Raw genomic sequence first — 25,489 nt, 5'->3', positions numbered from 1 at the left:
AGCCGGTGAGCGACCGCTTAGTACCTTCGGTGGAGGTGACGCTAGAAGCCCTGGCACGCGGTGTCAACGTCACACGAGCACGGTGTGATCCATTACCTCACCAGCAGGTCGAGCAGGCGCTCCGGCTCGGCGGCCGGATCGGTGGTGAGCCCGGTGTGCACGGGCCCCGGCTGGACGACGGTCGAGCGGGGCGCGATCAGCCAGCGGAAGCGCCGGCCCGCCTCCTCGCGCGCCTCCTTCCCGGCCGCCTCGCCCCCGGCGCAGGCCCCTTCGACGGCCCGGAGCGCGGCCCGGACGCCGGCCACGTCCGCGTCCGGGTCGAGCGCGCGCAGCCGGGCCTCGTCGAGGTGGGTGCGCACTCCGACGTAGGCCCTGGCCCGGCAGTACACGAGCACCCCGGCGTTGATGCACTCGCCGCGCTCGATCCGGGGCACGACCCGCAGCAGGGCGTACTCGTAGACCTCCCGGCCGCTGCCCGGACCGCCCTTGATGACATGGCGCTCGACCACACTGCCGGCCATGTGGATGTGGCGCTCGCTCACTTGTCTCCCTCGATTCCCGTGATGCGCTCGTGGACCTCGGCGGCCCGCGTCAGCAGGGGCCGGGCGTAGGCCCTTCTCAGGTCGTCCGGGGTGTCGAAGCCGGGTTCGTCCGCCAGCCAGACGTCCGGGATCTCAGCGGTGACCTCGGCGAGCAGGTCCTCGGTGACCTGCGGGGCCAGCTCGGCGGCGGCCGCGGCGACATCCGGCGCGAAGGGCCCCAGGACGTGGTCCGAGGCGTCGTAGGGACGGGCGGCGGACTTCTCGGCGCCGGGCCAGTTGTGCTGCCAGATCATGGTCGCGCCGTGGTCGATGAGCCACACCTCGCCCTGCCACCACAGCAGGTTGGGGTTGCGCCAGGAGCGGTCGACGTTGTTGACCAGCGCGTCGAACCAGACGATCCGGCCGGCCTCCTCGGGGCCCACCGCGAAGGCGAGGTGATCGAAGCCGAGCGCTCCGGAGAGGAAGTCCATGCCGAGGTTGGTGCCGCCGCTGGACCTCAGCAGCTCCTGCACCCGCTCGTCGGGCTCGCCGAGCCCCAGGTCCGGGTCGAGGTCCAGGGTCACGAGCCGCGGCACCCGGAAGCCGAGCCGCCGTGCGAGCTCTCCGACCACCACCTCGGCGACCAGCGTCTTACGGCCCTGTCCGGCGCCGCTGAACTTGAGGACGTACGTCCCGTGGTCGTCGGCCTCGACGAGCCCCGGCAGTGAACCGCCCTCACGCAGGGGCGCGATGTAGCGGGTCACGATGGCTTCCTTGAGCATCGCCCCAGGTTACTGGCCGACTCGCGGGCCGACAGCGAAGCGACAGCTCCGCTTTACCCGACTCTGAGGTCGAACGCGTTTAGATCTCGACATCGTCTGAACAAGAGGCGTCGGACGACCGTACCCCTGAGCAGCTGCACCAAGTCCGCGTTGGAAGGAATGTCAGCATGACCAGCGAACTGCCCCATCCCGTTCCGGTTCCTGCACGTCGTACCGTCGTGGCGGCGGTGGGCGCGGCCGGACTCGCCGTCGCGCTGACCGCGTGCGGATCGGGCGACGACTCGTCCGACTCCTCCTCCAGCAGCCAGGCGGACGCGAACGCGAGCGGCGGAGGGTCGAGCTCGAGCTCCGACACCGGCTCCGGCGGCACCGCCCTGGCGAAGACGTCCGACATCCCCGAGGGTGGCGGCACGATCTTCAAGGACCAGGGCGTGGTGGTCACCCAGCCGACAGCGGGCACCTACAAGGCGTTCTCGTCCAAGTGCACGCACGCGGGTTGCGCGGTCGGGAGCGTCGCCAAGGGCGTGATCCACTGTCCGTGCCACAACAGCGAGTTCTCGGTCGAGGACGGCAGCGTCAAGAAGGGTCCCGCGACCCAGCCGCTGCCGGCCAAGCAGATCACCGTGAGCGGGGACTCGATCACACTGGCGTGACCCCTGTCCGCCGGGGCCGCGTCAGGCCGCCCAGCACCTCGTCCGTGGTCGCGACCGTGGCGACCAACGCGAGGGTGTGGCGGATCATCGCGGGGGTGTAGTCGGAGGGCACCCCCGCGATGGCGTCGCCCGGCACGACGACGGTGTAGCCGCGGTTCACGGCGTCGAAGACGGCGTTCGGGATCGCCACGTTGGCCGAGACCCCTGTCACGACCAGCGTGCGGCAGCCGAGGTTGCGCAGCAGCGCGTCGACTTCGGTGCCGTGGATCGGGGACAGTCCGTGGAGCCTTCGTACGACGAAGTCCTCCTCGGTCACCTCGATCGGGGCGGCCACCCGCACCGCCGCCGTACCGGCCAGTTGCTGGACGGGCAGGCGTTCGGCGGCCCGGAAGAGGCGGGCGTTGCGGCTGGCGCCACGGCCGTCGGGGCGGCGTTCGGCGAGCGCGTGGATCACCTGGACCCCGCTCTCGTGGGCGGCGGCGACCAGCCGGGCGACGTTGGCGAGAGCGCCGGACGTCCTTGCCTCGCGGGCGAGTTCGGGCAGTGCGCTGTCCGGTCCGACGACGCCCTGCTGGCACTCGACGGTGAGCAGGACGGTGGTCCCGGGATCGAGCAGTTCGCGGAGTCGTTCGTACGACGGCACGGTTCCCCCTGGTCGCCGATGGTCCGGAGCCGGTGACAGTAGCCACCATTGCGTGGGGACGGAAGACGACCCATCCTTTTCTGACGTGATGTCAGAGGATCTCCTCTGACACGACGTGAGAGAAAGAGGGGGACGTATGACCGTCACTCAGCGTCGGGGCCGGAAGATCATGATGACGCCGGGCGAGCTGGACGAGTTCCTCACCAGCCAGCGCACCTGCCGGGTCGCCACGGTGTCCGCCGATGGCGCCCCGCATGTGAGCACGCTCTGGTTCGCCTGGGACGGCTCCTCGATGTGGCTGTACTCCGTCGTGCGCAGCAAGCGCTGGACGGACCTGCGCCGCGATCCTCGGGTCGCGATCGTGGTGGACACGGGCGAGGAGTACGACGAACTCCAGGGCGTCGAGCTGTCCGGGACCGTGGAGTTCGTGGGCGAGGCCCCGCGCACCGGCGAGCTCTGCGCCGAACTCGACGTCCCCGAGACGCTGTTCGCCCGCAAGAACTTCCGCCTGGAGGAGATGCCCCACGACGGCCGGCACGCCTGGATACGGCTGACGCCCGAGAAGATCGTCTCGTGGGACTTCCGCAAGCTGGGCTCGGTCTGAATCAGACAACCTCCTCCGCGGCCGACTTCAGTGCCTCGACCGCCGCCCTGATCGACGGGCGGCGGTCGGCGTCCGCGCGCCACACGGCGTAGATGTGGCGGCGCACCGACTGCCGTACGGGCACGGTCCGTACGCCGTCCGGGACCGGCCCGCGCCCGAGCCGGGGCGCCACGCACACACCCAGCCCGGCGGCGACCAGGGCGAGTTGGGTCGGATGTTCCTCCGCGCGGTGCGCGACGCGCGGTTCGACGCCCTTGGAGCGCAGGGTGTGCATCAGCCACTCGTGGCAGAACTCGCCCTCGCCCCAGGTGACCCAGTCGTCGTCGGCGAAGTCCTCCAGGTCGACCTCGCTCCGGTGGGCGTGGCGGTGGGTGGCGGGCATCGCCACGTCGGCCGTGTCGTCGACGATCGACGCCTTGGCCAGGCCCTCGGGCATGGGGAGCGGCTTGTTGTACCAGTCGAGGACGACCGCGAGGTCGTGGTCACCGCGGAGCACGCCGAGGACGGCGGATTCCGGTTCTGTCTCGCGTGAGCTGATCCGCAGGCCCGGATGCCGGTCGCGCAGTCCCGACAACGCGACTGGGAACAGTCCCCGCGCGGCCGTCGGGAACGCGGCCAGCCGCAACTCACCTACCACCTGCCCGCGTTGGGCCTCCAGGTCGGACTGGGCGAGCTCGACCTGGGACAGGATGCGGGCCGCGTGCTCGGCCAGCAGACGGCCCGCGTCGGTGAGCCGCACACCCCTGCCGTTCTTGGCCAGGAGCTGCTGGCCGACCTCGCGCTCCAGCTTGGACATCTGCTGCGAGACGGCCGACGTCGTGATGTGCAGCCCCTCGGCGGCACCGCTGACCGAGCCGTGCCGGGCGAGGGCGTCGAGGGTGCGCAGGCGCTCCAGGTTCAACATGTAAGCAATACTACGAGATACTCCGCGCGAAAACTCGCTTGTGCTACGAGATCGTGTGCCGGATCGTGGTCGGCATGACCACCGCGACCGTCACCGAAGCCCCGGCTCGGGCTTCTCGCCGCCCCGCCCTCGACTGGCGCCTGCGCTTCGGCGTGCTCTCGCTGATCTGGGGGTTCAGCTTTCTGCTCATCAAGGTGGGCACGGACGGGTACGCGCCCTTCCAGGTCACCTTCGGGCGGTTGATGTTCGGCACGCTGGTGCTCGCGGCGGCGATGGTGGTGAAGCGGGAGCGGCTCCCTCGCCGGGCGCGGACCTGGGGGCATCTGGCGATCGCCGCGTTCCTGTTGAACGCGCTGCCGTTCTCGCTCTTCGCGTACTCGGAGCTGACGATTCCGTCCACGCTTGCGGGGATCTGCAACGCGACTTCGCCGCTGTGGGGGATGCTTTTGTCCGTCGTCGCGTTGTCCGAGGACCGGCCCACGCGCGTGCGGGTCGCGGGGCTCGGGCTCGGGTTCCTGGGGGTGCTGACGGTTCTCGGTGCGTGGGAGGGGTTCAGCGGGCTGGACTTCGCCGGCACCGTGATGGCCCTGTCTGCCTCGCTCAGCTATCCGATCGGGTGGATCTACGTGCGTCGGACGCTGGCGGGGGTGGGGTACTCCCATATATCGCTGACGGGGGCGCAGTTGTTCTTGGCGATGGTTCAACTGGCGGTCGTCACAGTGGTGTTCGCCGGGGTGCCGACACAGGTCGACGTGGTGCCGTTGCTTGCGATCGCGGCGTTGGGGGCGCTGGGTACGGGGTTGGCGCTGCTGATCCAGTACGGGTTGGTCGCGGAGGTCGGGCCGACGACCGCGCAGATGGTCACGTATTTCATTCCGGTGATCGCCACGGGGGCGGGGGTTGTGGTGCTGGGTGAGTCGCTGAGTTGGTCGACGCCGGTGGGGGCGGTGGTTGTTCTTGCGGGGGCTGCGCTGACTCAGGTGCGGAGGGCGCCTGATGGGGTGGCGGGTAGCGATCGTTTGCGGCTGCGCGTGCGTGGGGGCTGGTCGCGCAGTTCCTCGCGCCCCTAAGGGCAGCTCCACTCGCCCTTAGACGTAATTACGGGTCGGTGCCGGACCCAGCGCCCTCGCGATCGCGTCTGCCAAGAGGGTGGCCTCTTCCGCCGTCAAGGTCGCCACGGTCACCCGGATCCCCTGCGGCGCGTTCATCCTGAAGCGGGCTCCCGGAGCCACCGCCCAGCCCGCGTGGAGGAGGCGGGAGACCGCGCCCGTCTCGTCCGGGACCGGGATCCAGACGTTGAGGCCGCTGCGGCCATGGGCCTCCACTCCCCGCTCCGCCAGCGCGCCGATCAGCCGGTCCCGGCGCTCGCCGTACGCCGCCGCCACCTCCCTCGTGTCCAGTACGCCGTCGGCCCACAGGTGGACCACCGCCCGCTGGGTGATCCGGCTGACCCAGCCGGGGCCCAGGCGGTGGCGGCCGTGGACGCGGTCGACCGTGGTCTCGTCGCCGGTGAGGACGGCCAGGCGCAGGTCGGGGCCGTAGGCCTTGGCCACAGAGCGGACGAAGGCCCAGTGGCGGGTGGCTCCGGCCAGGGGGTGCAGGGGGAGGTCGACGATGCCGTGGCCGTGGTCGTCCTCGATCAGGAGGGTGTGCGGGTGGTCCGCCAGGACCGCGCGCAGGGCACGCGCGCGTGTGGCGGTCACCGAGGCGCCGGTCGGGTTCTGGGCCCGGTCGGTGACGATCAGGGCCCGGGCGCCCGACTCCAGGGCACGGCCTACGTCTTCGGGGCGCGGGCCCTCGTCGTCCACGCCCACCGGGGCCGTGCGCAGGCCGAGCGCCGGGACGAGGTCGAGGAGGCTGCCCCAGCCGGGGTCCTCCACGGCAACTGTGTCGCCCGGCTTGAGGTGGGCGGTCAGGACACGCTCGATCACGTCGAGGGAGCCGGAGGCGAGGGCGAGCGGGCCGTCCGGGACTCCGTCCGCGTGCAGTGCCTTTCGTGCGAGGCGCGCGAGTTCCGGGTCCACCGTCGCTTCTCCGTAGAGAACGGGCTCCCGGTCGCCGCGTTCGGCGGCCGCCGCGAAGGCAGGACCCAGAGGCGGCAGCAGCGCCGGATCCGGGTTGCCGTTCGCCACGTTCCGCACGCCCTCCGGGACTTCCACGCGGATGTACTCGCGTCCCGTGGTGGCCGGCTTGGAACGCACCCGGCTGCCCCTGCGCCCGGCGGTCTCGATCACCCCGCGCTCCCGCAGGGTGCGGTACGCGGCCGCGACCGTGTTGGGATTCACGCTCAGCTCGGCAGCCAACTCCCGCATGGGCGGCAGCAGTTGACCGGGCTCCAGCTGTCCCGCACCCACCGCACGCTCGACGCTGGCCGCAATCTCCGCTGCGCGTCGCCCTTCGATCCGATATCCTTCTAGCACAAAGCAGATTATGCACTAGTGCAATGGAGATCGCAATGCAGGGGACCACCGCGACCACGCCGGAGCCGACCGCCTACGCACCGACCGACCGCACCGTCCCGACGCGCTCCCCCGGCCGGGCCTCGTACGACAGGGAACTGGTGCACTCGATACTCGACGAGGGGTACGTCTGCCATCTCGGCTTCGTCCGGGACGGCGCCCCGGTGGTGCTGCCCACGCTGTACGGCCGGGTGGGCGAGCGGCTGTACGTGCACGGTTCGACGGGGTCGCGTCCGCTGCGGATGACCGGTCAGGCCGACCCCGGGCTGCCGGTGTGCCTGACGGTCACGCATGTCGACGCGCTGATCCTGGCCCGCTCGGCCTTCCACCACTCGATCAACTACCGGTCCGTGGTGGTGCACGGTCTCGCGTACGACGTCACGGACCCCGAGGAGAAGCGCCTCGCCCTGGACGCGCTGGTCGACCACGTCGTGCCCGGCCGTGCCCTCGACTCCCGCCCCGCCAACAAGAAGGAACTGGCCGCCACCGCCGTCATCCGCCTCGACCTCGACGAGGTCTCCGCCAAGCTCCGCACCGGCGGTGTCAACGACGAGCCCGAGGACCTCGCCCTCCCCCACTGGGCCGGCGTGGTCCCGCTGCACAAGGGCTACGGCACCCCCGTCGCCGACGGCGACCTGGCCCCCGGCACCGAGGTCCCCGACTACCTGGCGGGCCTGTGATGCTGATCCACCCCTGGGACGCGGCCCGTGAGGACGCCGAGTGGCAACAATGGCTAGCCGTCCACGACTTCGGGCAGCTCGCCGTCAACGGCCCGCCGGGCGAACCGCCGTTCGTCCAGCCCCTGCACTTCGCCTACGACCCCGAGCGGGGCGAGGCCGTCACCCATCTCGCGCGGCCCAATCCGCTGTGGGGCGCCCTGGAGACGAACCCGGACGTCCTGCTGAGCGTCGTCGACGACTACGCCTACGTCCCCGGCCCGTGGCAGGCCGATCCCGGTGTCCCCTCGGAGCACGGCGTGCCCACGAGTTTCTACGCGGCCGTGCAACTCCGCTGCCGGGCCCACCTGGTGGACGACCCGGCCGAGAAGGCCGCGCTGCTGGACCGCCAGGTAGGACACTTCCAGCCGGAGGGGGGCAGCGCGCGGGTGACGGTGGGCGAGGAGCCGTACGGAAGGATGCTGTCCGGAATCCGCGGGGTGCGGCTCGAAGTGACCGGGGTGCGGGCGAAGTTCAAGTACGCCGGCAAGCGGACCACCCAGGTGCAGGACCGGATCGCGGGCAGGCTGGCGGACCGGGACGGCCCCGGGGACGCGGCGGCTCGCGAGCATCTGCTGCGCCGGCAACGCGCCTGAACGCAGGGGCCCTTCGCAGCGAAGGGCCCCTCGGCCCGTCAGGCGAGCACGCGTGCCTCCGTCACCGCCAGCCCCACGACGGCGCCCAGCATGAGAAGGGTGCCGACGACCGTCGTCGGGGTGAGTGGCTCACCGAACAGCATCAGGGCCAGCACCGCAGCGCTCACCGGTTCCAGGAGCATGATCACGGAGACCGTCGTGGAACGGACCACCGCGGCGGCCGCGAAGTACAGGGCGTAGGCGAGGGCCGTGGGCACGGTCGCGAGGTAGACCAACAGCCCCAGGAGCAGGGCCGGTTGAGCGGTGTGCGGGACGAGTCCCTCGGCTGACGCGAAGGGCAGCAGGCAGAGGCTGGTGACGGCGAAGACCCCGATGGAGGTGCCGGAGGACTCCGCCCGGGCGGCACGGGTGATCAGGGTCATCACACAGCATCCGGCCGCCGAGAGCAGCCCGAGGAGCACGCCCAGCGGTCGTACGGACGCCTCCGCACCGCCGAGCATCAGCACGCCGAGTCCGGCGAGCGCCCCGGCGACGGCGACGACTCCGCTCCGCCCGAGCCGCTCCCCCAGCGTCAGGCGGGCCCCGAGCGCGATCAGGACGGGTCCGGCGCCGAGGGTGACGACCGTGGCCACGGCGAGGCCGGTGGAGCGTACGGCGGCGAAGTAGGCGGTCTGGAACACCGCGAGGCCGACGCCCGAGGCGCCGAATCTCAGCGCCCTTCGGCCGAGGGGCTCCGAGACGGCCGTACGCGCGCGTGGCCGGGCGGGGCGGACGGCCAGCAGCACCAGGAGGCCGGCGGCGCAGCGCCAGAAGGACAGGGACACCGGGCCCAGGTCACTGGTCCGGTAGGTGAGGGAGGCGACCGCTCCGGCGGTGCCCCAGGTGGTGCCGGCGACGATCAGGTAGACGAGGCCTCGCCCTACGGGCAGGCCTGAAGAAGCATGCGACACGTGTTCTCTCCGCAGTCGCGCCGAGGCGCGGAAGTTCGGAAGAGGACGCCCGCTCGTTTCGAAGGCGGCGTGGCGGGGTCCGCGGACTTCGTCTGCGGGCAGCACCGTTCGGCCCGGCAGGGCGCCGGGCCTGGTCTCCGGAGGGCCCGCCTCAGGCGGCCGGCGGAGAGACGATGAGCGTGCGCGTATGCATGGTCCGGGAGCCTAGGCGGCGGTCTCCCGGGCCGACAACCGACTTTCGGCGCCCCCGGTCGCGACCGGCTCCACCGAGCCCTTGGCCGGGGTCGAGGACTGCGCGATGAAGGCCCCGAGGAGCACCACCGCACCGCCCACGATCTGGGGGGCCGAGAGGTGTTCGCCGAGCAGCACCCAGGCGAGGACGGTCGCGACGACGGCTTCGAGGCAGGCCACGACTCCGGCCACCGCCGGGGAGAGCCTGCGCACCGAGACCACGCCGGTGACGTAGGCGACGACGGTGGCGGCGAGCACGATCCAGCCGAGCAGGAGCCCCGCCGCGACCGGGGTGCCGTTCATGTCGGCCCGGTGCGTGAGGACGGAGAAGTCCATGGTCCAGGGGTGGGCCACGACGGTCAGGACGGCGGTGCCGACGAGCAGACCGTACGCGATCACGCCGAGCGGGTCCGGGGGCTCCTCGCCGGAGTCGCTGCCTTGGTCGGACAGGATGAAGTAGCCGACCTGACAGCAGGCGGCGCCGAGCGCGAGAAGCAGTCCGACGGCGTCGAAGCTCAGGCCCGACCACACCTCGACGACACAGGCGAGTCCGCCGACCGCGAGGACCACACCGAGCGCGGCGGCCCGGGTGACCGGCCGGCGCTGCACGAACCGGACCCAGCCGAGCACCAGGGCGGGGGCGAGGTACTCGACGAGCAGGGCGACACCGACGGGGATGCGCGAGATCGAGGCGAAGTAGAAGGCCTGCACTCCGGCCACGCCGAGCAGACCGAACCCGGCGAGCAGGGCGGGGCGCCGGCGCAACAGTCCTCGGTGGCGCACGGCGAGCGGCAGCATCACGAGAGCGGCGCCCGCCACCCGCAGCCACACCACGTGGAGCGGGTCCAGCCCCGCCTCGATCAACGGCTTGGCCGCGACCCCGGATCCGCCGAAGGCGAGCGCGGACACCAGCGCGAGACCGAGTCCGGCACCCTTGCCGCCGACGGCCCTGCTGCTCTCAGACGTATGCACCGGCCCATGATGACAGGGCACGACATGAGCGTCACCCCCGTTGACTCCTGTCTCAGCGGCTGGACCGCACCTTGGGCGGGGCCTTTGTCAGACCCCGGGGTACTGCGGGCCGCTCCGCAGGCTGTCGTCGACCCGCGCGAACACCGCCCGGGCGTCGATCCCCGCGCGGGTCAGCACCTCGACGGCGCGGGAGTCGGGGTCGACCAGGATCGCCGCGAGCAGGTCGGTCCCGCGGGCGGGTCCGCCGTCGCGTCGGCCGGCGCGGGCGCAGGCGTACTCCATCGCGCCCCCGGCGAGCGGCGAGAAGCCCTCGGCCGTCGTCACGACGGGGACGGCACCGGAGTCCTCGACCGTGCCCTGCCAGCGCAGTCCGTAGCCGATGCTGCGCTGCACGAGATAGCCGAGCAGCCGGGGCAACTGCGGTTCCGCCTCGAAGACGGCGTACGCCTCGGCGTCGGCGTCCAGCAGCGAGTGCAGCAGATGGGCGGTGTCGATCTGCCGGTCCCCGTCACGGAGCGCGCGTCTGCGGGCACCGGACACCACCGCTGCCAGTTCCGCGCTGAACCTGGCATCGTTGTCCGGGTCGGCCGGCGGCCGACCGCCCTGTTCGCGGGCGGACTGCCGGGGGATACGGGGGTGCACATCCCCCACCCCATCAGCCTCACACAGTCGGGTCATCCCCGAGGGGAAGCATTTTCGCGTCCCACGCAGAGCGGACCCGGAGAGCCGGAATCTCCTCCTTACGGATGAGATCACGCCTTTCTGAACTGGTGGGCGCGCGCCCTCTTGTCGCGCGCCCCTCGCGCAACCGCGGTGCGACCGCGGCCCGTCCCACACAAGCGTGGAGAGCAGGAGCTGGCTGGTGGCCCTGCCGGCCGTGGACGGCAGGCAGTACGTGTACCGGGTGTACGCCCCGGAGGACGCGCTGCTCGCCGACCTGTTCTGGGAGGCGTGGCACTGCCACGACGAGAGCGCGTTCCCGCGCGCGTGGGACCTGTTAGACGCGGCGGTGATACGGCCGGGTCGGCTGAGCGGAGCTCCACACTTCCTGACGGTTCGTCAGTATTGAATGTTGTCCTTGCTACGGCTACGTTCCGCGACACCACAGCCCGCTACGAAGAGGTGGTCGCATGGCCGAAATCAGCGCGGAAGCACGCATCCAGGCGCCCGCGGAGAAGGTCTGGGCACAGCTCACGGACTGGTCCGCCTACGGCGAGTGGAACGCGACCCACACCAGCTTTCCCCAGGGCGGCCCGACGGTTCTCGAAGTGGGCGGGACCTTCCAGGAGAACATGAAGCTGATGGGGTTCCCCGCCGAGGTCGAGTGGACCATCGACCAGGTGGAGCCGGCCCGGCTGTTCGCCATCCAGGGCAAGGGCCCGATGGCGGTGAGCGTCGCGACGCGCTACACCCTGGGCCCCGACGGCGACGCCACCACGGTCCGCATCGACGGCGAGTTCACGGGCGCCGCCGTCTCCCTGATGGCGGGCAAGCTCAAGGACTCCGGTACGGCCGCGCTGAACGAGTCGCTGCGGAAGCTGGCCGGGCTTGTGGAGTGACTCCGGCACGCAGGAGGGCGCCCCGCGGATCGCTCCACGGGGCGCCCTCTGATCGCCGTACGACAGGCAGTCCTCGTCTGTCAGTCCTCGTCGGCGAGGATGAGGTACAGCTTCTTGCGGGCCTCGTTGATGACGGCCACCGCCTTGTCGCGCTGCTCCTTGTTGCCGGTCTTCCAGACCTGCCCGAAGGCCTCCATCAGACCGAAGCCGGCCTGCCGGATCTCGCCGAGCGCCTCGAAGTCGATGCCGCGGGAGGCTTCCTCCCAGGGCGCGTCGGGGCCCTCGTCGGCCGCGGTACGGCCGGGCTCGGTGAGCGAGAACAGCTTCTTGCCGCCCTCGGACTCACTGGTGATCAGCCCCTCGTCCTCCAGCAGCTGGAGGGTGGGGTACACCGAGCCGGGGCTGGGCTTCCACGCCCCGCCGCTGCGCTCGGCGATCTCCTGGATCATCTCGTAGCCGTGCATCGGCCGGTCCTTGAGCAGCGCCAGGATCGAGGCGCGCACGTCGCCGCGCCGCGCCCTCCCCCTGGGCCCGCCCCTCCCCCTCGGCCCCCAGGGCCCGGGACCGAATCCCGGGCCCCCGAAACCGGGGCCACCGGGACCGCCCGGACCGAAAGGCCCGAAGGCGCCACGCAGGCTCTCGGGGCCACCACGGCCCCTGTGACCCGCTCCACCGTGTCCACGCTCGAATCCATGGGAACGCATCGCAATCACTCCATTCCATCGTTGATCTGTCGCGATGCTTCAACGATATATCGGAACTGTTCGTAGAGCAAGGCCCCTCGCACGACGACCAAGTGGACGTGACCACCGAAACCGTTGCGTCCTTGGTGAAGGAACAGTTGCCGCCGAGACGTTGGCGTTTCTGGAAAAGGAAGCCCGGGCGAGCGCGGAGTTGGCGCGGGTGCTCCGGTTCCCCGCCCCGGAACCCGTCGCCCTGGGCGAGCCCGGAGCGGGTTATCCCATGCCGTGGTCGGTCCAGACATGGCTGCGGGAACGGTCGCCTCGGAGACCGACCCGAGGGGGTCGGACGCTTTCGCCGAGGACCTCGCAGCCTTCATCGGCCCGCCGGGAGACCGGCTCGGCGGCGCCCTGGGCGCCCACGGCTCAGGGCCGGCCGACCCCGCGCTGGACCTGGTCAGTGCCTGGCACGTTTTGCGGCCACTACTACGTGGCCGTCTTCACCGCGGTACGGACCCGGGAACAGAGCGGCTACAGCGAGACCGTCGCGCGCAGGGAAGACCTCGTGAAGGACGTCCCCGGGTACCTGGGGACGGACTACGCGCAGATTCCCGGCGGACTGGCCATCACCGTCGGGTACTTCCGCGACGCCGACGCCGTCACCGCCTGGCGGACCGACATCGAGCACCGCGCGGCACAGAAGCGCGGGCGGGCCGAGTGGTACGAGAGCTACACACTGCACATCGCGAAGGTGGAACGGAGCCACGGGTTCACACGGGCGTAGCTCCGTTACGGCGTCAGTCGTTCAGCGCGGTGCGCAGGGTGGTGGCCATCAGGTCGATGGCCTCCTTTCCTGCCGGCACCGGGCCCGTGTGGGTGAAGTAGTGGTCGACGCCCTCGAAGACACGGTGGGTGACCGGCACGCCGGCCGCCTCCAGGGCCTTGGCGTAGGCGTCTCCCTCGTTGCGCAGGCGGTCGTTCTCCGCGGTGATGACCAGGGCGGGCGGAAGCCCCGCGAGGTCGTCGGCGAGGGCGGGCGAGACGAGGGGCTGGGCGCGGTCCGCGGGGTCCGGGACGTACGCGGCGGTGAAGATCCGCATGAGGCCGGGAGTGAGCAGCGGCTTGGCGACGAGGGACTGCTTGGTCGCCGGATCGGCCTGCTGGTCGAGCGGGGCCGAGTCGAGGATCTGGAGCCGGGGCGTGAAGGTACCGCGCTCCCTGGCCAGGCGGCACACCGCGGCGGTCAGGTTGGCCCCCGCGCTGTGTCCGCCCACGGCGAGGCGCGAACCGTCCCAGCCGCCCGCGGTGCCGTTCTCGGCGACCCACTCGGCGACGTCGTAGGCCTGTGTGACGGGCACCGGGAACGGCCGCTGCGGGGCGACGGCGTAGTCCACGTTGATCACGACACAGCCGGCCTTGGCGGCGATGTAACGGCAGATGTGGTCGTCCTGCTCGTGGCGGGCGATGACGAACCCGCCGCCGTGGAAGTTGAGGTACACGGGGGCGGGGGCGTCGGTGCCGGCCGACGGGCGGTAGACGGTGCACGTCACCGGCCCGGCACCGGTCTCCACACGCAGGGTCTCGGTGTTCGCCGGGATGTCGGTGAAGCGCAGATCCTTGTGCACGCGGGACATCACCCTGCCCAGCAGCAGCTGGACTCCTCTGGCCTGGATCGCGGGGCTGAACGGCATGGCTTGGCACCCATCAGTACAAGGTTAAAGTAACAGGATTCCTGATAATGGATGCTGGCCAACCGTTCGCGCAAGAGCCCTACTCCGTCGACGGCACCGACCGCAGGGTCAGCGGAGTCTCTGACCCGACGCGGGTCAGCTTCTCCGGGTTGCGGACGTAGTACATGCCCGTGATGCGGGCGCCCTCGACGCGGACCGCCAGGACGCCGTCCATCTCGCCGTCCATACGCAGCACGAGGGCCGGGCTGCCGTTGACCTGGGTGGTGTCACCGGTGAGCGCGACGGTCCGCTTGGCGATTCCGCCGATGATGAAGCGGGCCACCTTGTCGGCGCTGACGATCGGTCGGAGCGCGGCCTGCTTGACGCCGCCGCCGTCGCTGACCAGGACGACGTCGGGGGCGAGCACATCGAGCAGCCCTTGCAGGTCCCCGGTCTCGAGCGCGCGCCGGAACGACTCCACCGCCGCCCGGGTCTCGCTCGCGGAGGCCGTCCTGCGCGGTCGGCGGGCGTCGACGTGCCGCCGAGCGCGGTGCGCGATCTGGCGCACCGCGTCGGGGCTCTTGCCGACGGCGGCCGCGATCTCGTCGTAGTCGACGTCGAAGACCTCGCGCAGCACGAACACGGCGCGTTCCGTCGGCGCGAGCGTCTCCAGGACGCACATCAGCGCCATCGACAGGCTCTCCGACAACTCCACGTCCTCGGCGACGTCCGGCGCGGTGAGCAACGGCTCGGGCAGCCAGGGCCCTACGTACGCCTCCTTGCGGCGGGTCATGGTGCGCAGCCGGTTGAGGGCCTGGCGGGTGGTGATGCGGACCAGGTAGGCACGCGGGTCCTGCACCTGCTCCAGGTCGGCCTTGACCCACCGCAGCCAGGTCTCCTGGAGCACGTCCTCCGCGTCGGCCGCCGATCCGAGCATCTCGTAGGCGACGGTGAAGAGCAGGTTGCGGTGGGCGACGAACGTCTCGGTCGCCGGGTCGGTGGTGCGCTCGCTCATGCTGGGTCCCTCCCCCGTGGTCGTGCTCGGCCTAGGCCGCCTGGTCGGCGGTGGCCGGCACCTCGTCGAGCCGCTGACGGCGCGTGGCGTCCTTGGACCACCAGGTGCGCACACCGGGCTTGCGTGCCTCCTGGCCCAGTTGCCAGACCGTGCTGCGGCAGATGATCTCCTTGAGCTTCGCACCCAGGAAGCCGCCGACATAGAGGCTGATCGCGGTGTCGTCCTTGCGGGAGAACTGGAAAACCCCGGTCCGGCGCCCCAGGCTGATGCACTGCCCGGCGAAGCCCACGTCGACTCTGACGGGCGGCTCACCCGCGATCCGGCTGAGCACCGTCTGGGCGGCCTGCGGGCCCAGCTGTACGGCGGACTGGCAGCCCATCCGGTACGGCAGGTCCGATGGCGCCGCCGAGTCGCCGGCCGCGACGATGTGCTCATCGTCCACGCTGGTCAGGGTCTCGTCGGTGATCAGGCGGCCCATGGGGTCGGCGCTCAGACCGCTGCGCGCGGCCAGGTCCGGCACGCCGAAGCCGGCGGTCCAGACGGTCACCCCGCTGGGGAGCTCACGGCCGTCGTCCAGCCGTACGGCGTGGGCGGTCACCGCCGTCACCCTGGTGCCGGGGCCGTCGAGGACGGTCACGCCGAGTCGAGCCAGGCGCTTCGCGACCGCGCGCCGACCCTTGGGGTGCAGATAGGGGCCGAGCACACCGCCGCAGACCAGGGTCACGGCGCGCCCCTGCTCCGCCAGTTCGGCGGCGGTCTCGATGCCGGCCGGACCGGCTCCGACGACGGTCACCGGGGCCGTCGCGGGCGCGGCGTCGAGGACCGGCCTCAGTCGCCGGGCCTCCTCAAGGGTGCCGATGGGGTGGGCGAACCGGGCTGCTCCGGGCACGCTCGGGTCGGCGCTGCCGCTGCCCACGGCGTAGACCAGGTAGTCGTAGCCGACGGTGCCGCCGGCCGCCAGCGTCACACTGCGCCCGGCCGCGTCGATGCGGGTCACGGTGTCGACGACGAGCTGGACACCCGGGGCCAGGACCTTCTTGTAGGGGGCGACCGCCTCGTGGTTGCCGCCCACCAGCTGGTGCAGCCGGATCCGCTCGACGAAGTCCGCACGCGGGTTGATCAGGGTCACCGTCACGTCGTCGCGCTGGGTCAGCCGGTTGGCCGCCATGACGCCCGCGTAGCCGCCGCCGATGACGAGGACTTCGGTGTTCATGGTGTCTCCTCCGTCGCAAGGTCCGTCAGGTCCGCCTTGAGGAGTTCAGCCTCAAGGGGTTCGGCCTCAAGACACCGGGCGGCGAGCCTGCGTGACAGGATGTGGCCTGGATCACTTACTGAGGGGAGAAAATCAGTCCAGTGACCACGGATTGGCCTTGTTCCCTCAGCCAGTTGGCCCCTTACCGTCGGGCCATGCGTATCCGAATAGTCGACGCCTTCACCGACCGGCCCTTCGCCGGGAACCCGGCCGGAGTCCTGCTCCTCGACGACTCCTTCCCGGACGACGACCGGCTCCAGGACATCGCCCTGGAGGTCAACCACGCCGAGACGGCCTTCGCGCACCGGCTTCCCGGGGGCGGCGAGGCGGACTGGGCGCTGCGCTGGTTCACGCCCGCCACCGAGGTGGCCATGTGCGGGCACGCGACGCTCGCCACGGCCCATGTCCTGCACAGCACGGGCGCGCATGAGGGCCCGGTGCGGTTCGCCACCCGCAGTGGCGTCCTCATCGCCACGCCGGACGCGGACGGCTCCATCACCCTGGACTTCCCGACCGCGCCGCTGACCGAGGTCGAACTTCCCGAAGGGGTAGCCGAGGCGCTCGGCGCCGAACCCCTCACCGCCTTCGACACCGGCCCGAACATCAGGGACCTGCTGCTCGAACTCGCCGACGAGAAGACCGTCCACGCCCTGCGCCCCGACCTGAAGGCCCTGGCCGCCCACTCCGAGCGCGGCATCATCGCCACCGCCCGCGCCGACGACCCGGCACTGGGCTACGACTTCGTCTCCCGCTGCTTCTTCCCGAACGTCGGCATCGACGAGGACCCGGTCACCGGCAGCGCGCACACGGCTCTGGCGCCCTACTGGTCCGAGCGCCTCGGCCGCAGCGACCTCACCGGCCTGCAGGCCTCGCCCCGCTCCGGCCGGGTCCGCACCGAGCTGCGGGGCGAGCGGACACTGCTGACCGGCCGCGCGGTCACCGTGATCGAGGGCGAGCTGCTGGCATAGGAAAGCCCCCTACGCGGTGGGCAGCCAGCCCACCTTCCCGGCGAGCAGCGCGTAACCCACGAACGCCCCGATGTCGAGCAGGGAATGCGCCACCACCAGGGGACCCACCCGGCCCCAGCGTCGGTACAGGTAGACGAACACCACGCCCATCACCATGTTGCCGATGAAGCCGCCGATCCCCTGGTAGAGGTGGTAACTGCCGCGCAGCACGGAACTGGCCACCAGCGCGGTGCCCGGGGTCCAGCCCAGCTGGTGGAGCCGGCGCAGCAGATAGCCGACGACGATCACCTCTTCGAGGATCGCGTTCTGCATCGCCGAGAGGATCAGCACCGGGTACTTCCACCACACGTCGGGCAACGCCTCGGGCACCACGGTGAGGTTGAAGCCCAGACCGCGGGCGGCCAGGTAGAAGGCGATTCCGGTGCTGCCGATCACGGCCGCGATCCCGGCCCCGCGCGCGAGGTCGGGTCCCGGCCGGGTGCGGTCGAAGCCGAGGGTTCTGAGGCTCCCGCCCTCCCGCAGCAGGAAGTGCGCGACGAGCGCGACGGGCACCAGCGCCGACGCGATCCCGAAGAGCTGCCAGGCGAGATCGAGCCAGGGACGGCCGGGCGCGGCCGAGGCGTTGAGGGTCGCCGCCTGGTCCTTGAGACCCCCTGGTTTGGTGACCGATCCGACAAAACTGATCAGCGCGGACACACCGCTCGCACCGAGCGAAAGCCCCAGAACGAGCAGCGTCTCATCACGGAAGAATCTCCGTGAGAGCGCCCTCTGCGGAAAAGAATCGGCCACTGCCCCTTCCTCCGCCTGCACACCTGCCTCCAGTTGAGTAATCCCGCCTCATCCCCATCGCCGCCCCGCTAGGGTCCTTCGAAAGAACTTACGGAGATCGCGAGTTCTTACGAAGATCGTGCGCGACAGGCCGTCGGGGGACGGACGCCGTACGGGGCGTGCCTCCCTCCCTTTTCCTGCCAGAAACGGCTGTCCGGCACAGGGAGTCGACAGGGAGGGGCACCACCGTCATGGGACGTCACAGCTTGCCCGATCAGTATGGGGCGGGCGGCAGCGACCCCCGCCCACGCGCCCCCCGCCCCCGCGCCCGCCGCCGCACCGTGGCCATCGCGACGGTGCTCGTGCTGACCGTCGCAGGCGGTACGGCCGCTGCCGTCCAGGGCGGTCTGCTCTCCTTCGGCTCCTCCTGCCAGGACGAGGCGGTACGGCTCAAGGTGGCCGCCTCCCCGGACGTGGCCCCCGCGCTGCGCACCGCCGCCGATCGTGCCCGCGACGAGAACCTCACCTCCGACGGGCGCTGCGTCGACATCACGATCACCGCCCGGGAGTCCTACAAGGTCAGGGACAGCCTCGTGGCCGGCAAGGACCCCGGTGTGCAGGTGTGGGTGCCGGACTCGGACGTGTGGGTGGAACAGATCACCGGGGACGGCGGCGCGAAGGAGGTCGCCCGCGTCGGCAACGTGGCCTCCAGCCCGGTCGGAATGGCGATGGTGCCGACCGCCGCGAAGTCGCTGGGCTGGCCGCAGAAGACGTACGACTGGCTCGAACTGACGGGCGCCACCCAGCAGGACGACTCCCTCAAGCTCGGCGCCGCCGATCCTGCGCGCAGCGCGACCGGACTGCTCGCCCTCACCCAGCTCAGCGGGGCCGCCGGTAAGGTCAAGGGCGGTGAGACGCAGGCCGCGGCCATGATGAAGTCGCTCTCGCAGCGCATCTCCGACAGCGACGGGCAGCTGGTCGAGACGCTGCCGCGGGACTCCTCCGGCACCGAGCAGGGCAATCCGAAGCGCAACCAGGCGCTGGTTCTGTCCGAGCAGGCGGCCTTCGCCTACAACTCCTCGGCCGACGCGGGGACCGGACTGGACTTCTTCTATCCCAAGGACGGTTCACCGCGGCTCGACTACCCCTACGCGCTCGTCGACGAGACCCGGCTGACCACGGACGAGAGCCGGGCGGCGATCCGGTTCATGACGTATCTGCGCAAGCCCGAGCAGGCGCAGCTGCTGACGGACCGGGGGTTCAGGACGTCCGACGACCAGGTGTCGGCCTCACTCGTCGCGAAGGCCGGGGGCAAGGTGCCGCAGCCGTACACGGCGGCGGCCGGTGAGGCGGCGTCCGCGACGGCCCTCCAGGAGGCCCTCGGGACGTGGACGATCACGGTGCAGAGCGCGCGGATCACGACGGTGGTGGACGCGTCCTCGTCCATGTCGGAGACCGTGCCGGACACCGGCCGCTCCCGGATGGACGTGACCAAGGAGTCCCTCCTCCAGGCCTTGTCCACCTTCACCCAGGAGGACGAGATCGGGCTGTGGGAGTTCTCCACCAAGCTCGACGGCGACAAGGACTACAAGGTCCTGGTGCCGACGGAACGCCTCGGCGCCGGTGCGGACGGGGGCGGCACGCAACGGGAGCGGCTGTCGGCGGCGTTCGGCGGTCTTGAGCCGGTGCCCGGCGGGGCGACGGGACTGTACGACACCACGCTCGCCGCGTACCGGTCGGCGACCTCCACCTACGCCGAGGGCAAGTTCAACGCGCTGGTGGTCCTGACCGACGGCGTCAACCAGGACCCGGGCAGCATCACGCGCGGGACGCTGCTCTCCGAACTGGAGAAGCTCTCCAACCGGCAACGCCCGGTCCCTCTGATCGTGATCGCGGTGGGCCCCGACGCGGACCGCGCCGAAGCCTCCCAACTGGCCGAGGCCACCGGCGGCTCCGGCCAACAGGTCAACGACCCGTCCCAGATCCACGCGGTGATCCTGAAGGCCATCGTGGCAGCTGGCGCCCAGGGCACCGACGACAACTGACCGACCACAGCCGCCCACTCGCCACGCCCACCCTCAGGCCGCGCGCTCTTCCCTCCGCACCAGATCTGCCACGGTCCCCTTCCGACGGTTCCAGACCTGCCACCGGTCCTTTTCCCGCCGCCCCGAACCGCCGCCAGCCCTCCTCCCGCTGTCTCCCGATCCGCCGCCGGTCCTTCTCCCGCCGTCACCGAACCGCCGCCGAACCCTCCTACTGCCGCCCCCCGAACCGCCGACGGTCCTCTCCCGCTGTCCCGAACCGCCGACGAACCCTCCTACCGCCGCCTCGAACCGTCGACGGTCTCCTCCCACATTCACCGAACCGCCGACGAACCCTCCCACCGCCGCCTCGAACCGCCAACGGTCCCCCTCCCGCCGCCTCGAACCGCCGACGGTCCCCCTCCCGCCGCCTCGAACCGCCAACGGTCCCCCTCCCGCCGCCTCGAACCGCCAACGGTCCCCCTCCCGCCGCCTCGAACCGCCAACGGTCCCCCTCCCGCCGCCTCGAACCGCCGACGGTCCCCCTCCCGCTGTCCCAAATCCTTTGCGGACTCTCTAGCCGCCGCCCCGAACCGCCGCCCCGGACCCGCCCCCGGTCGTCTCCCGCCGCTCCAGATCCTCCGCGCACTTCATTCCGCCGCCCCGCGCCACCGCTGCCCCACGGTCGGACGGCGGGCCTCAGACGGACACCGCCACGGTGACCGCGAGGCATCCGCGACCGCGTCGGCTACCCCGCGAGACGGCGGCACAAGCACATGGTCGGCGTGTTCGAGCCGACCGAGAGCGCGCTTCCTCTCCCGCCATCCCGGACCCTCTTCCCGCCGCTCCGAGCCTCCGCCGCCCCAGGTCCGCCGCCGAACTCTTCCCTCGCCGCAACGGCCTCCGCCACCGCGGCCTCACCCCGTCGCCCCCGCCGCTCACCCCAGCGGCACCGGCTCCGGCAACCCCACCGGCCACGTGTGCACCGGCTCTCCCTTGCGCATCAGCTCGCCGTACCGCCGGGTCGTGGCCGCCAGTGCCGCGTCCCGGGACAGCCCCGCCTCAAGGGCCCGGTGGAACGTCGCCGCCTGCCAGGACGCCCCGTTGGCCCGCCTGCGGCACCGCTCCTCGATCACCCCGAGATACAGATCCCGGTCGGCGGACTCGACGCCCCACCCCGCGAGCCCCGCCTCGGCCAGCGGCAGCAGTTCGTCGCGTACGAGGCTCACCGCGTCGACCTCGACCGTGCCGCCGTACCGCCCCCGCCGGGGCCAGGTGAGGCGCGCATCGATGCCGTGGCGGCAGGCCGCGTCGAAGTTGGCCGCGGCCGCCTCGAAGGGCATCCGGGTCCACACCGGCCGCGGCTCCTCGGCGAGGGCACGGACGAGGCCGTAGTAGAAAGCCGCGTTGGCGATGACGTCGGTGATGGTGGGCCCGGCGGGCAGCACCCGGTTCTCGACGCGCAGATGCGGGACGCCGTCGGCGATGCCGTAGACGGGCCGGTTCCAGCGGTACACCGTGCCGTTGTGCAGGACGAGTTCGGCGAGCGAGGGCACCCCGCCCTCGTCGAGGACCTCCAACGGGTCCTCCTCGTCGCAGATCGGCAGCAGGGCCGGGTAGTAGCGCAGATTCTCCTCGAACAGGTCGTACGCCGAGGAGATCCACCGCTCCCCGAACCAGGTCCGCGGCCGTACCCCCTGCGCCTGCAGCTCCGGTGGGCGGGTGTCCGTGGACTGCTGGAAGAGCGGTGGCCGGGACTCGCGCCACAGCTCACGCCCGAACAGGAAGGGAGAGTTGGCACCGACGGCTATCTGTACGCCGGCCACCGCCTGCGCGGCGTTCCACACGTCGGCGAAGCGGCCCGGCGTGACCTGGAGGTGCAGCTGCACGGAGGTGCAGGCGGCCTCCGGGGCGATGGACTTCGAGGTGCAGGTGAGCCGTTCCACCCCGTCGATGTCGAGGACGAAATCCTCCCCGCGCGCGGCCACGATCTGGTCGTTGAGCAGCGTGTAGCGGTCGACGTCGGAAAGGTTCGAGGAGACCAGGTCGTCCCGGTCGAGGGTCGGCAGAATGCCGATCATCACGATCCCCGAGTCGACCTCGCCCGCTTTACGGTCGGCATATGCCAGCGATGTACGGAGTTCCTCAGCAAGGCGGTCGAATACCCGGCCACCCAACCGGTGTGGGGCTATGTTGACTTCCAGATTGAACATGGCGAGTTCTGTTTGGAAATCTCGGCTTGCGATACGTTCGAGCACTTCTCCGTTCAACATTTTCGGCATACCGTCACTGCCGACCAGATTCAGCTCGATCTCCAGCCCCATGAGGTTCTTGGGCCGATCGAACCGCTGCTCCGCCAGGAGCCGCTCGAGCCCCGTCAGGCACCTGCGGAGCTTGTCGCGGTAGTGCTGGCGATCTGACAGATCGAACCGACCTGCCGCGACCTTCTCCCCCATCGAAGGGTCCCTCCTCGATGCGTCATGAGTCAGGTGGGATGATGCCCAGCCGGAACGATCGATAACGTCCCCGGACGGCGCCGGGACCGCTACCCTGTTGAACGTGACCGGTGGCACATTCCCTCGGCATGGAGCTCTCAGCAGTTTCGAGTGCCCTGAAGAACTCGTGAAAAACGCCGACGAGAACGGGCCGACCGCTCCTCGGACATTTCCCGAGGTCACCGCCGCGAAGTCGATACGGAACCGGGATGATTCCCGCGTATCACCGACCGAATGGTCCCTTGCCCCAGCCGCCGAAAGCGGCTAGACGAAACACCGTCTGAACATATGTCGTATAAACTCCGCGAACAAGGCAGAGGGTTGGCACCCGCGGTCCTGGATCCTGCCGTCAGGTGACGTACGACAGCCTCATCCGCACCCGCGTCACCGGACCCCGGCCCCGGCCTCTCTGACCCCGTGAGCTGACAGCGCCGTCCGCCCCCGCCCTCGCGCCACCGTGCCTGTCGAATGAGAGGCGACCCACCATGCCGCTGCATGCCCCCCCGGCACCCGCCCCCGCACTTCGCTCCGTCCTCACCGCACTCGGTTCGCCCACCGCGGTACGCGAGGCCCGGACCCCTTCCCTGTTGCGCGCACAGGGACCCGTCACGGCCGAGCTTCCACTGCCCGTACATGTCCTGGACGGCAACGCCACCCGGCTGACCGGGTGGCGTTTCCTGATCCGCAGCGGCGATCGCTCGGTGGCCGCCGCCGAGACCATGCTGACCCCGGACGGCTGGGCGTTCTCGCACTTCTTCGAGGGCCCCTACCTCGCGTCCACCGAGCGGGCACTGCGGCAGGCGGAGGTGATGCAGCAGCCGTACCAGCCGCGTCTGCTGTCGATCCCCGCCCTGTACATGCTCGCGCTCTGGCTGCACGGCGACTGCGCGGCGGACGCCGCCACAGGCCGGCTCGCCGCGACCGATCTGCTCGTCCCGCTGGCTCCCGCCCCGCTCGGCATCGCCGCCCACCGCCCGCACCGCGCCACCGAACTCCTCCCGGTGCTGACGCATCGGGTGACCCCGGCGCCCCTGCTCGGCTCGCCCGCCTGACCTCTCCTCCGACGGCCCTCGTACCCCGCCCCGATTTCCGGGTAGCGGGGTACGACTCCGTTTCCGGCGCCATTAGCGTCGTACACAATCCGCAGGGACCGCCAGAAAACCATTTGCTCGTACGAGCGCACAATTGCTCGTACGAGCCGAACGAGGGTCTGACTCCAGGTGGACTAGCCCCATCCGACCACCGTTAACCACCCGAAGGGACAGTGCAGTTGGGATGAACCATCCGGCCGGGTGAAGCGTCATCAACCTGTGAAGAAGTGGTGATGCGAAATACCTGCGGATTGACGCCCGTGGGGCAACACTGGGTTCGGACTGAGTAATCACGACGGGGGACGTCATGACCACAACACAGCGAAAGATCCCACCCATGTGCCAGCACCAGCCACCGTGTCCCACCGCCGACTCCACCGACCGGGAATGCGCCCGCCTCATGGCGCACCACCCGGAGCAGGGCTGGAGCCTGCTGTGCAACGGCGTTCTGCTCTTCGAGGACACCGGTGAGCTCCTGCCCGACGGCCGGGTCATCGCCCCGCACCGCCCGCTCGCGGGGGCCACGGCCGCCTGAGCACGACCGGGCGGCCGCCGAACCGCCCGGAGACCTTGAGGGGCCGGCTCGCAGCGCCTGTCTGCGCACCGGCCCCGACGCATGTCCGACGGCGATCACTCCCTGTAATGCCTTGTGTATGGAGCCACTCTTCCGGAAGACTTCTGGAAGTTTCGAAGCCGCGACTTTTTCGCATCCATGACGTCTCGAAAACCGCGACTCTTCGAAGCTCCGACGCGGAGGTGGGCACATGACAGCAGGCGAGGCCGACGCCGGGCCGCGGGGCCGGGTCACCATCACGGAGATCGCACGGCAGGCCGGAGTCTCGGTTCCGACGGTGTCCCGGGTGGTCAACGGCCGCTCCGACGTCTCCCCGCGCACCCGCGCCCGGGTCGAGGGACTGCTCCAGCAGTACGGCTACCGCAAGCGCCCCGCGGCCCCCGGCACCCGCGCCGCCCTGCTCGACCTGGTCTTCAACGACCTCGACAGCCCCTGGGCCGTGGAGATCATCCGGGGGGTCGAGGAGGTCGCCCACGCGGAGGGCGTCGGCACCGTGGTCTCCGCGATCCACGGCCGCTCCGGCGACGCCCGGGAGTGGATGCGCAACCTGCGCGCCCGCGCCTCCGACGGGGTCATCCTGGTCACCTCGGGGCTCGACCCGGTCCTCCACGACGAACTGCGCGCCCTCGGTGTCCCGCTGGTGGTGGTCGACCCGGCCGGCTCGCCCGCGCTGGACGCCCCCACCATCGGCGCCGCCAACTGGTCGGGAGGGCTCGCGGCCACCGAGCACCTGCTGTCGCTGGGCCACCGCAGGATCGGGCTGATCGCCGGGCCGCCCCGGCTGCTGTGCTCACGGGCCCGGTTCGACGGCTACCGAGCCGCCTTGGAGGGCGCCGGACTCACCCTCGACGAATCGCTGGTCGTACCCGGCGACTTCCATCCGGAGTCCGGCTTCGCCGGCTGCGATAAACTCCTCGACCTGCCCGAGCCGCCGACCGCCGTGTTCGCGGCCAGCGACCAGATGGCGCTGGGAGCGATCGAGGCACTCAGACGGCGCGGCCTGCGGGTGCCGGAGGACATGAGCCTGGTGGGTTTCGACGACCTTCCGGAAGTCCGCTGGTCGGCACCCCCGTTGACCACCATCCGCCAGCCCCTCGCCGACATGGGCAAGCTCGCCGTCCGCACGGTCCTCAAACTGGCCCGCGACGAACGCCCGGACGCCCCGCGCGTGGAGCTGGGCACAGAACTGGTGGTGCGCTCGAGCACCGCCCCACCCACCTCCCACCGGGAGACCCCGGCACCGTCGCCGCGCCACTGACGGGCCACGCCACCGTCGCCGCGCCACTGACGGGCCACGCCACCGTCGCCGCGCCACTGACGGGCCACGCCACCGTCGCCGCGCCACTGACGGGCCACGCCACCGTC

General features: G+C 71.0%; 27 protein-coding genes and 1 pseudogene. 14 read left to right on the top strand and 14 right to left on the bottom strand.

Going from position 1 to position 25,489, the window contains the following annotated elements:
* Nucleotides 1-92: 92 nt before the first annotated feature.
* Nucleotides 93-542 carry a DUF3037 domain-containing protein gene (locus AB0D34_RS07490; RefSeq protein ID WP_362657946.1) on the bottom strand — a complete coding sequence of 150 codons (450 nt, stop codon included), beginning with the start codon at nt 540-542 and terminating at the stop codon, nt 93-95.
* A complete protein-coding gene (locus tag AB0D34_RS07485) occupies nt 539-1,303 on the bottom strand; it encodes a HipA family kinase (RefSeq protein WP_362657943.1) in 765 nt (254 codons plus the stop codon). The genes AB0D34_RS07490 and AB0D34_RS07485 overlap by 4 nt, the downstream gene beginning before the upstream one ends.
* A 167-nt stretch (nt 1,304-1,470) precedes the next feature.
* Between AB0D34_RS07485 and AB0D34_RS07480 the strand changes: the two genes are divergently transcribed.
* Nucleotides 1,471-1,956 (top strand): Rieske (2Fe-2S) protein, encoded by a 486-nt coding sequence (locus tag AB0D34_RS07480; RefSeq protein WP_362657940.1) that lies wholly within the window; start codon nt 1,471-1,473, stop codon nt 1,954-1,956.
* Here AB0D34_RS07480 and AB0D34_RS07475 read toward each other — a convergent pair.
* On the bottom strand, nt 1,943-2,599 hold the full coding sequence (locus tag AB0D34_RS07475) for a cysteine hydrolase (RefSeq protein ID WP_362657937.1): 657 nt from the start codon (nt 2,597-2,599) through the stop codon (nt 1,943-1,945). The two genes, AB0D34_RS07480 and AB0D34_RS07475, sit on opposite strands and share 14 nt — an antisense overlap.
* A gap of 136 nt (nt 2,600-2,735) precedes the next feature.
* Between AB0D34_RS07475 and AB0D34_RS07470 the strand changes: the two genes are divergently transcribed.
* The gene (locus AB0D34_RS07470; protein ID WP_362657934.1) at nt 2,736-3,203 is read left to right on the top strand and encodes a pyridoxamine 5'-phosphate oxidase family protein; all 468 of its coding nucleotides are present in this window, start codon (nt 2,736-2,738) and stop codon (nt 3,201-3,203) included.
* Between the two features lies 1 nt (nt 3,204).
* Here AB0D34_RS07470 and AB0D34_RS07465 read toward each other — a convergent pair whose 3' ends face one another.
* Nucleotides 3,205-4,107: a LysR family transcriptional regulator gene (locus AB0D34_RS07465; RefSeq protein ID WP_362657931.1), complete on the bottom strand. Its 903-nt coding sequence runs from the start codon at nt 4,105-4,107 to the stop codon at nt 3,205-3,207.
* A gap of 38 nt (nt 4,108-4,145) precedes the next feature.
* On the opposite strand from AB0D34_RS07465, the gene AB0D34_RS07460 reads away from it, so the two are divergent.
* Entirely contained in the window at nt 4,146-5,177 is a 1,032-nt protein-coding gene (locus tag AB0D34_RS07460; RefSeq protein WP_362657928.1) for a DMT family transporter, read from the top strand.
* Nucleotides 5,178-5,195: 18 nt separating this feature from the next.
* Here AB0D34_RS07460 and AB0D34_RS07455 read toward each other — a convergent pair whose 3' ends face one another.
* Entirely contained in the window at nt 5,196-6,527 is a 1,332-nt protein-coding gene (locus AB0D34_RS07455) for an aminotransferase class I/II-fold pyridoxal phosphate-dependent enzyme (RefSeq protein WP_362657925.1), read from the bottom strand.
* A 35-nt stretch (nt 6,528-6,562) separates the two neighbouring features.
* Between AB0D34_RS07455 and AB0D34_RS07450 the strand changes: the two genes are divergently transcribed.
* Nucleotides 6,563-7,246, top strand: coding sequence for a pyridoxamine 5'-phosphate oxidase family protein (locus AB0D34_RS07450; protein ID WP_362657923.1), 684 nt, complete (start codon nt 6,563-6,565; stop codon nt 7,244-7,246).
* A complete protein-coding gene (locus tag AB0D34_RS07445) occupies nt 7,246-7,878 on the top strand; it encodes an FMN-binding negative transcriptional regulator (protein ID WP_362657920.1) in 633 nt (210 codons plus the stop codon). The genes AB0D34_RS07450 and AB0D34_RS07445 overlap by 1 nt, the downstream gene beginning before the upstream one ends.
* A 38-nt stretch (nt 7,879-7,916) precedes the next feature.
* Here AB0D34_RS07445 and AB0D34_RS07440 read toward each other — a convergent pair whose 3' ends face one another.
* The 3 genes from AB0D34_RS07440 to AB0D34_RS07430 form a co-directional block, all read right to left on the bottom strand.
* Nucleotides 7,917-8,828 (bottom strand): DMT family transporter, encoded by a 912-nt coding sequence (locus AB0D34_RS07440; RefSeq protein ID WP_362657917.1) that lies wholly within the window; start codon nt 8,826-8,828, stop codon nt 7,917-7,919.
* 204 nt (nt 8,829-9,032) lie between these two features.
* Nucleotides 9,033-10,031: a DMT family transporter gene (locus AB0D34_RS07435; protein WP_362657914.1), complete on the bottom strand. Its 999-nt coding sequence runs from the start codon at nt 10,029-10,031 to the stop codon at nt 9,033-9,035.
* Nucleotides 10,032-10,118: 87 nt separating this feature from the next.
* A complete protein-coding gene (locus AB0D34_RS07430; RefSeq protein WP_362659032.1) occupies nt 10,119-10,673 on the bottom strand; it encodes a Clp protease N-terminal domain-containing protein in 555 nt (184 codons plus the stop codon).
* A 220-nt stretch (nt 10,674-10,893) separates the two neighbouring features.
* Between AB0D34_RS07430 and AB0D34_RS07425 the strand changes: the two genes are divergently transcribed.
* Together AB0D34_RS07425 and AB0D34_RS07420 are read left to right on the top strand one after the other, a co-directional pair.
* A complete protein-coding gene (locus tag AB0D34_RS07425; RefSeq protein WP_362659029.1) occupies nt 10,894-11,100 on the top strand; it encodes a hypothetical protein in 207 nt (68 codons plus the stop codon).
* A 61-nt stretch (nt 11,101-11,161) separates the two neighbouring features.
* Entirely contained in the window at nt 11,162-11,590 is a 429-nt protein-coding gene (locus AB0D34_RS07420; RefSeq protein ID WP_362657911.1) for an SRPBCC family protein, read from the top strand.
* An 80-nt stretch (nt 11,591-11,670) separates the two neighbouring features.
* Here the strand turns inward: AB0D34_RS07420 and AB0D34_RS07415 are convergent, their stop codons facing one another.
* Nucleotides 11,671-12,294 carry a PadR family transcriptional regulator gene (locus AB0D34_RS07415; protein WP_362657908.1) on the bottom strand — a complete coding sequence of 208 codons (624 nt, stop codon included), beginning with the start codon at nt 12,292-12,294 and terminating at the stop codon, nt 11,671-11,673.
* Between the two features lie 56 nt (nt 12,295-12,350).
* Between AB0D34_RS07415 and AB0D34_RS07410 the strand changes: the two are divergent.
* Nucleotides 12,351-12,753 (top strand): annotated as a pseudogene (locus AB0D34_RS07410) (phosphotransferase); the annotation flags it as partial.
* Complete coding sequence (locus AB0D34_RS07405) at nt 12,731-13,054, top strand: antibiotic biosynthesis monooxygenase (RefSeq protein WP_362657905.1); 324 nt, start codon at nt 12,731-12,733, stop codon at nt 13,052-13,054. The pseudogene AB0D34_RS07410 and the gene AB0D34_RS07405, both read left to right, overlap by 23 nt.
* Nucleotides 13,055-13,067: 13 nt before the next feature.
* On the opposite strand, the gene AB0D34_RS07400 is transcribed toward AB0D34_RS07405, so the two are convergent.
* The 3 genes from AB0D34_RS07400 to AB0D34_RS07390 form a co-directional block, all read right to left on the bottom strand.
* The gene (locus AB0D34_RS07400) at nt 13,068-13,961 is read right to left on the bottom strand and encodes an alpha/beta hydrolase (protein ID WP_362657902.1); all 894 of its coding nucleotides are present in this window, start codon (nt 13,959-13,961) and stop codon (nt 13,068-13,070) included.
* A gap of 79 nt (nt 13,962-14,040) precedes the next feature.
* On the bottom strand, nt 14,041-14,955 hold the full coding sequence (locus AB0D34_RS07395; protein ID WP_362657899.1) for an RNA polymerase sigma-70 factor: 915 nt from the start codon (nt 14,953-14,955) through the stop codon (nt 14,041-14,043).
* A gap of 31 nt (nt 14,956-14,986) precedes the next feature.
* Nucleotides 14,987-16,168 carry an FAD-dependent oxidoreductase gene (locus tag AB0D34_RS07390; RefSeq protein ID WP_362657896.1) on the bottom strand — a complete coding sequence of 394 codons (1,182 nt, stop codon included), beginning with the start codon at nt 16,166-16,168 and terminating at the stop codon, nt 14,987-14,989.
* A 194-nt stretch (nt 16,169-16,362) separates the two neighbouring features.
* Here AB0D34_RS07390 and AB0D34_RS07385 point away from each other — a divergent pair, with 194 nt between their 5' ends.
* On the top strand, nt 16,363-17,175 hold the full coding sequence (locus AB0D34_RS07385) for a PhzF family phenazine biosynthesis protein (protein ID WP_362657893.1): 813 nt from the start codon (nt 16,363-16,365) through the stop codon (nt 17,173-17,175).
* Between the two features lie 9 nt (nt 17,176-17,184).
* On the opposite strand, the gene AB0D34_RS07380 is transcribed toward AB0D34_RS07385, so the two are convergent.
* Entirely contained in the window at nt 17,185-17,985 is an 801-nt protein-coding gene (locus AB0D34_RS07380) for a type II CAAX endopeptidase family protein (protein ID WP_362657890.1), read from the bottom strand.
* A 209-nt stretch (nt 17,986-18,194) separates the two neighbouring features.
* On the opposite strand from AB0D34_RS07380, the gene AB0D34_RS07375 reads away from it, so the two are divergent.
* Nucleotides 18,195-19,988: a substrate-binding and VWA domain-containing protein gene (locus tag AB0D34_RS07375; protein ID WP_362657888.1), complete on the top strand. Its 1,794-nt coding sequence runs from the start codon at nt 18,195-18,197 to the stop codon at nt 19,986-19,988.
* 914 nt (nt 19,989-20,902) lie between these two features.
* Here the strand turns inward: AB0D34_RS07375 and AB0D34_RS07370 are convergent.
* A complete protein-coding gene (locus AB0D34_RS07370) occupies nt 20,903-22,420 on the bottom strand; it encodes a glutamate-cysteine ligase family protein (protein WP_362657885.1) in 1,518 nt (505 codons plus the stop codon).
* Nucleotides 22,421-22,944: 524 nt separating this feature from the next.
* Here AB0D34_RS07370 and AB0D34_RS07365 point away from each other — a divergent pair.
* The 3 genes from AB0D34_RS07365 (at nt 22,945) to AB0D34_RS07355 (ending at nt 25,382) form a co-directional block, all read left to right on the top strand.
* Nucleotides 22,945-23,511, top strand: coding sequence for a hypothetical protein (locus tag AB0D34_RS07365; RefSeq protein WP_362657882.1), 567 nt, complete (start codon nt 22,945-22,947; stop codon nt 23,509-23,511).
* A 376-nt stretch (nt 23,512-23,887) separates the two neighbouring features.
* The gene (locus tag AB0D34_RS07360; protein ID WP_123987810.1) at nt 23,888-24,085 is read left to right on the top strand and encodes a DUF5999 family protein; all 198 of its coding nucleotides are present in this window, start codon (nt 23,888-23,890) and stop codon (nt 24,083-24,085) included.
* A gap of 229 nt (nt 24,086-24,314) precedes the next feature.
* On the top strand, nt 24,315-25,382 hold the full coding sequence (locus AB0D34_RS07355; RefSeq protein ID WP_362657879.1) for a LacI family DNA-binding transcriptional regulator: 1,068 nt from the start codon (nt 24,315-24,317) through the stop codon (nt 25,380-25,382).
* Nucleotides 25,383-25,489: the final 107 nt, after the last annotated feature.

Origin of the sequence: Streptomyces sp. NPDC048420, from assembly GCF_040651535.1 — a bacterium.
Classification (GTDB): Bacteria; Actinomycetota; Actinomycetes; order Streptomycetales; family Streptomycetaceae; genus Streptomyces.
The sequence above is the reverse complement of the archived record's forward strand: the minus strand, read 5'-3'. Positions and strand labels throughout refer to the sequence as shown.